Here is a 4,525-nt window from a genome sequence, read left to right on the forward strand (position 1 = left end):
GACCAGATCACGTTGCGCTTCTCGCGCTTCACGGCGCGCACCAGCGGCGTGAGCAGCTCGCCCACCCGGTCGGCACCGCCAGCACGCGGGCCGCGACCACCAGCGGCTCGCCGCCGAGATCGTTGACGATGCGCTCGGCGAGCGCCCGCGACAGGTCCAGGGCCCGTTCGAGCTCGCGCACGAAGTCGCCCGGCCGGCCGCCCAGCACGCTGGCCTCCAGCCGCCGCGCCACGTCCTGGCTCGGGGTCGGGCCGCCGGCGGTCTCCAGCGGCCCGGTGCGATCGAGCGCGTGCAGAATCGCCCGGCGGCCGTCCGTATCGGCCTCGAAGAAGTCGCGGGTGAGGGCGCGGGCCTCGGTCTGCAGGCGGGTCTCGGAGACGGGCTCGGGTGCCGGCGCGGCGGGCGCCTCCGGCCGGCCGGCGAGCCGGTCCATGATCTTGGCCGGCGCGCCCGGATAGGCGGCGAGCTTGCGGGCGACGATGTCGCGGGTCGCGGCGTCGACCGCATCGATCAGGCGCAGCGACAGCTCGACATATTGGCGCTCCTCGTCCGGCGAGTGGGTCGGCTTCTGGACGTACAGGTCGGTGAGGACGCGCAACAGGGTCGGCTTCACGTCGACACCGTGCTGCGCGAGCCCGACCAGGCTGTCCAGACCCGGAAACAAGGACGACATACGCAACGAGCCCCCGCCAGGTGCTTCGAACACGGTCTCCCGAAGACCTCGCGGAGCTTACGGCGGGACTCGTTAGCGGAGCCTTAACCCAAACAACCCGTTAACCTTTTCCCTAAAGTTCGAGCAATCGGAGGGTGTGGCGCGCAGCGGCTCCGGCGCCGCGATCGGGTCGTGCGCCGGCACTCCGGTGCCGGTCGGCGAAACGGGCCCGCGCCGCGCCGGCCCGCAGCGGCGACGGAGGCTGAAAAAGTGCTGCGAAACGGCCCGGTGTTGCCCGTCCACAACCCTTGTGGATCAACAATTTATGCTTAACCAACCGTTAACCAAACCAGCCCCTAATCGATGCTGGCATACCGCGGATCACTCCCGATCCGATGGAGGGGGCCATGGGAACCATCATCACCTTCCCGGCGGGTCGTTACGTCTACAGCGACGGCCGGGGCCGGAGTGTCGACGAGCCGGCCACCATCATCATTCTGCCGGTGGTCCGGGTCGATCGTTACGCGGATGACCCACGCGACGGGCTGCGCGACGGCAGCTCGGCGGGCTCACGCAAACGGCGTCGCCCGACGGCACGACGGTAAGCGGGGCGCGTGGTGAGCAAGGTGCAGGACCGGGAATGGCGCGCTCGCACGGGTGTGGCGTGGCGTTGCGCCCCGGCGCTCGTCGTGATGACGGCGGCGCTGCTCGGCGGCTGCGCCAATGGTGATTTCGGCCGCGTGAAGCCGGGCCTGGTGCGCGACGGCGTGCACGACTGGATGGGGCCCGCGGCGGCCACCCAGGCCGGGCTGCCGGCCTCGGCCTATCCGCTCACCGAGGACGAGCGGGTGATGCGGGATCTCGCCTTCCCGATGATCGAGGCGCCCTACGAGAGGCAGCGCTGGTACTCGATCCTCGAGGAGTACGGGGTGACGCGCGGCGTGCGGCAGGACTGGTGCGTCTTCAACATCGCCGCCTACGAGCAGATCCTGATGCAGACGGCGTATCGCTCGGCGACGGCGCGCTACTCGCGCCTCAACGACGACATCCGCAACGACGTCACCCGCCTGCCCAACTGGGTGGCGGCGGCGCGGCGCGTGCTCGACATGGACATCAAGCGCGGCAAGAGCCTCGGACACGTCAACGGCCTCACGCCGGGCGAGGCCGGCAATGCCCAGGCCCGCATGGCCGAGAACGCCCTGATCATGAGCTGGGTGCAGCAGTCGCTGGTCAACCGCACGGCCTCCTACGGCTACGCGCTCGAGCGGCTGGTGATCGCCACCCCGATGCCGGCGGCCGTCGAGGTCGAGCGCTCGCTGACCCTGCTGAAGACCCGCATCGCCGAGGCCCGGCTGCTGCCCGGCCCGGACATCACGCCCGGCACCATCGTACTGGTGCCGCCCTATCCGCTGCCCTCGATGCCGGCCGTCAGCAAGACCGCGCCGGTCGCCGAGGCCGGCCCGCCGCCGGGCGGCCCGAGCTTCGTCTCGCTGCTCGGCCACTGATTTCGCGAGCCCTGATCCGGTGGATTAGTCCGGCAAGCCATGCGCGTCCCTCCCGCTTTGCGTGAGACGGCGCGGCGGCCTATCGTCGCCCGCAGCGGCGGTCGCGTGCCGCCGCGCGCGTGCGGAGCGGGCCCGTGACGATTCATCAGCCGTCGATCCCCCCGGGACCTTCGATCCCGCCGGTGTGGACGCCGCCGATCGCCGAGGCGGTCCGGCGCGACCTGTGCACCGACTGCGGCATCTCGCGCACCGCGACGCCGGGCCAGTGCGGCCACGCCTGCCAGTTCCTCAAGCCCGACTATGCGGGGATGGAAAAGGCCGTGCACGGCCGCGCCCGCGATCCGGAGAAGCCGGACGAGCTGTTCTTCGGCCCGTTCCGCAAGATGCTGCGCGCCGCGCTGAAGAGCCCGCGGCCGGGCGCGCAGTGGACCGGCATCGTCACCCGCATCGGCGAGCGCCTGCTGGAGACCGGCGCGGTCGACGCCGTGCTGGCCATGGCGGCCGATCCGGCCGACCGCTGGCGTCCGCGCCCCGTGCTGGTGACGCGACCGGAGGGCATGGCGCAATGCCGCGGCATGCGCATGGGCTACGCGCCGCTGCTGGCGCTGCTGGAGCCGGCCCGCGCGCTCGGCTTCAAGCGCATCGCCGTGGTCGGGATCCCGTGCCAGATCCATGCGCTGCGCGCCATCGAGCGGGAGCTCGGCTTCGAGAAGATCTACGTCGTCGGCACGCCGTGCTCGGACAACACCACGACCGAGCGCTTCCACGAATTCCTGGCGCTGCTCGCCGACGATCCCGGCACCATCACGTATCTGGAGTTCCGCGCCGACTATCACGTCGAGCTGCGCTTCTCCGACGGCACGCAGAAACGCATCCCGTTCCTGCTGCTGCCGCTCTCCAAGCTGCCGCGCGATTTCTTCCCGCTCACCTGCCGCACCTGCGTCGACTACACCAACGTGCTCTCCGACATCACGGTCGGCTACATGGGCGGCGAGGGCGAGCAGTGGCTGCTGGTCCGCAACGCGCGCGGCGAGGAGCTGCTGGCGCTGCTCGGCGACGAGGTGCGGACCGCCGAGCCGGGCAGCGCCGGCAAGCGCGGCGCGCCGGTCAAGGGCTTTCTCAAGAACACCGAGCGGGCCGCCGGCGGCCTGCCGGTGCGCGGCACGCCGGACTTTCTCCGCCCGCTGGTCGCCTGGCTGATGCCGAAGATCGGGCCGCGCGGCCTGGAGTTCGCCCGCGCCCGGCTGGAGATGAAGGCGATCGAGACGATCCTGCACCTGCGCCGCGCCCGCCCCAAGCGCCTGCGCCACATGGTGCCGCAGCACGTCTGGGATCTGGTCGCCCCCTACGGTCTGACCCCGGGCGAGGGCGAGAAGTAGGACGCCGTTGTTCTGTGGCTCAGGGAGTTGTCATGCAAATCCAACGCGATCTTAAACACCAGATATACGTCGAGTGGCAGCAGGGACCGCACGGGTTCAAACGGGCCTGGATAAGGCGTGCTTCGCCCGACAAGGACTGGGCCGGTACGAGGCGCTACGTCAACGTCGTCCGGGTCGAATCGCTTGGGGGTGGGCCGGCCGGAAGCTCTACTGATTTTCCTATTTTCAACAATCTTCCGGACGAGCAAGTTCTGATCGCCTTTGTCGCTGCCGTTTGCGGCGTAACGGGGTGCCAAATTCCGTAGATCCTGGTCGCCGAGTCACGCCAATGGATGGCGTCGATGAGACGCCTGCCGTTTTTGCAAAGTTACATTCCCACCGCTCCCTCGCCGCTCACGGCAAGTCGCGGGCGACGCGAAAACCGTTGGCGTAGTAGCGGACGTCCTTGTCGTAGCGGAAGCGGGCGGCGGAGCGGATCGCGGCGGGCGTCGAGCCGAAGGCGCCGCCGCGCAGCACGCGCTGGCGGCACTGGCCGGCCGCCCAGGCGGTGCCGTCCTTCGGGGCGCCCTTGTAAGACTCGTTCCAGCAGTCCTCCACCCATTCGGCGGCGTTGCCGGCGGTGTCGTAGAGGCCGAAGGCGTTGGGACGGAACGAGCCGACCGGCAGGGTGCGGCGCGCCGGCTGCGCCGTGCAGGTGCTGCAATTGGCGCGGCCCTGGCCGATGTCGCGGCCCCACCAGTGCGGCGTCACCGAGCCGGCGCGCGCCGCATACTCCCACTCCGCCTCGCTCGGCAGCCGGTAGGTCCGGCCCGCGATCTGAGACAGCCATCCGAGATAGACCTTCACGTCGTCCCAGCTCACGTCGATCACGGGCTGCGCGTCGCGGCCCCAGCCGTGATCGTCGGGCCGGTGGCGGCACGCGCCGGCGGCGACGCAGCGGTCCCATTCGGCGAACGTGATCTCGCGGCGGCCGCTCGCGAACGGCCGCG

At 70.5% G+C, this 4,525-nt stretch carries 5 protein-coding genes; 3 read left to right on the forward strand and 2 right to left on the reverse strand.

The features are described from left to right. Positions 1–28: 28 nt before the first annotated feature. The gene (locus CH341_RS28485) at positions 29–673 is read right to left on the reverse strand and encodes a hypothetical protein (RefSeq protein ID WP_111422506.1); all 645 of its coding nucleotides are present in this window, start codon (positions 671–673) and stop codon (positions 29–31) included. Between the two features lie 386 nt (positions 674–1,059). Here CH341_RS28485 and CH341_RS28490 point away from each other — a divergent pair, with 386 nt between their 5' ends. The 3 genes from CH341_RS28490 (at position 1,060) to CH341_RS28500 (ending at position 3,536) form a co-directional block, all read left to right on the forward strand. Continuing rightward, positions 1,060–1,257: a hypothetical protein gene (locus tag CH341_RS28490; protein ID WP_111422508.1), complete on the forward strand. Its 198-nt coding sequence runs from the start codon at positions 1,060–1,062 to the stop codon at positions 1,255–1,257. Between the two features lie 12 nt (positions 1,258–1,269). Further along, positions 1,270–2,157 (forward strand): hypothetical protein, encoded by an 888-nt coding sequence (locus CH341_RS28495; protein WP_146604658.1) that lies wholly within the window; start codon positions 1,270–1,272, stop codon positions 2,155–2,157. Positions 2,158–2,297: 140 nt separating this feature from the next. Further along, positions 2,298–3,536: a Coenzyme F420 hydrogenase/dehydrogenase, beta subunit C-terminal domain gene (locus tag CH341_RS28500; protein ID WP_425376217.1), complete on the forward strand. Its 1,239-nt coding sequence runs from the start codon at positions 2,298–2,300 to the stop codon at positions 3,534–3,536. A 393-nt stretch (positions 3,537–3,929) separates the two neighbouring features. Here CH341_RS28500 and CH341_RS28505 read toward each other — a convergent pair. After that, on the reverse strand, positions 3,930–4,525 hold a 596-nt coding region (locus CH341_RS28505; protein ID WP_146604659.1), incomplete at its 5' end, for a formylglycine-generating enzyme family protein.

The sequence above is a fragment of the Rhodoplanes roseus genome (genome assembly GCF_003258865.1).
Classification (GTDB): domain Bacteria; phylum Pseudomonadota; class Alphaproteobacteria; order Rhizobiales; family Xanthobacteraceae; genus Rhodoplanes; species Rhodoplanes roseus.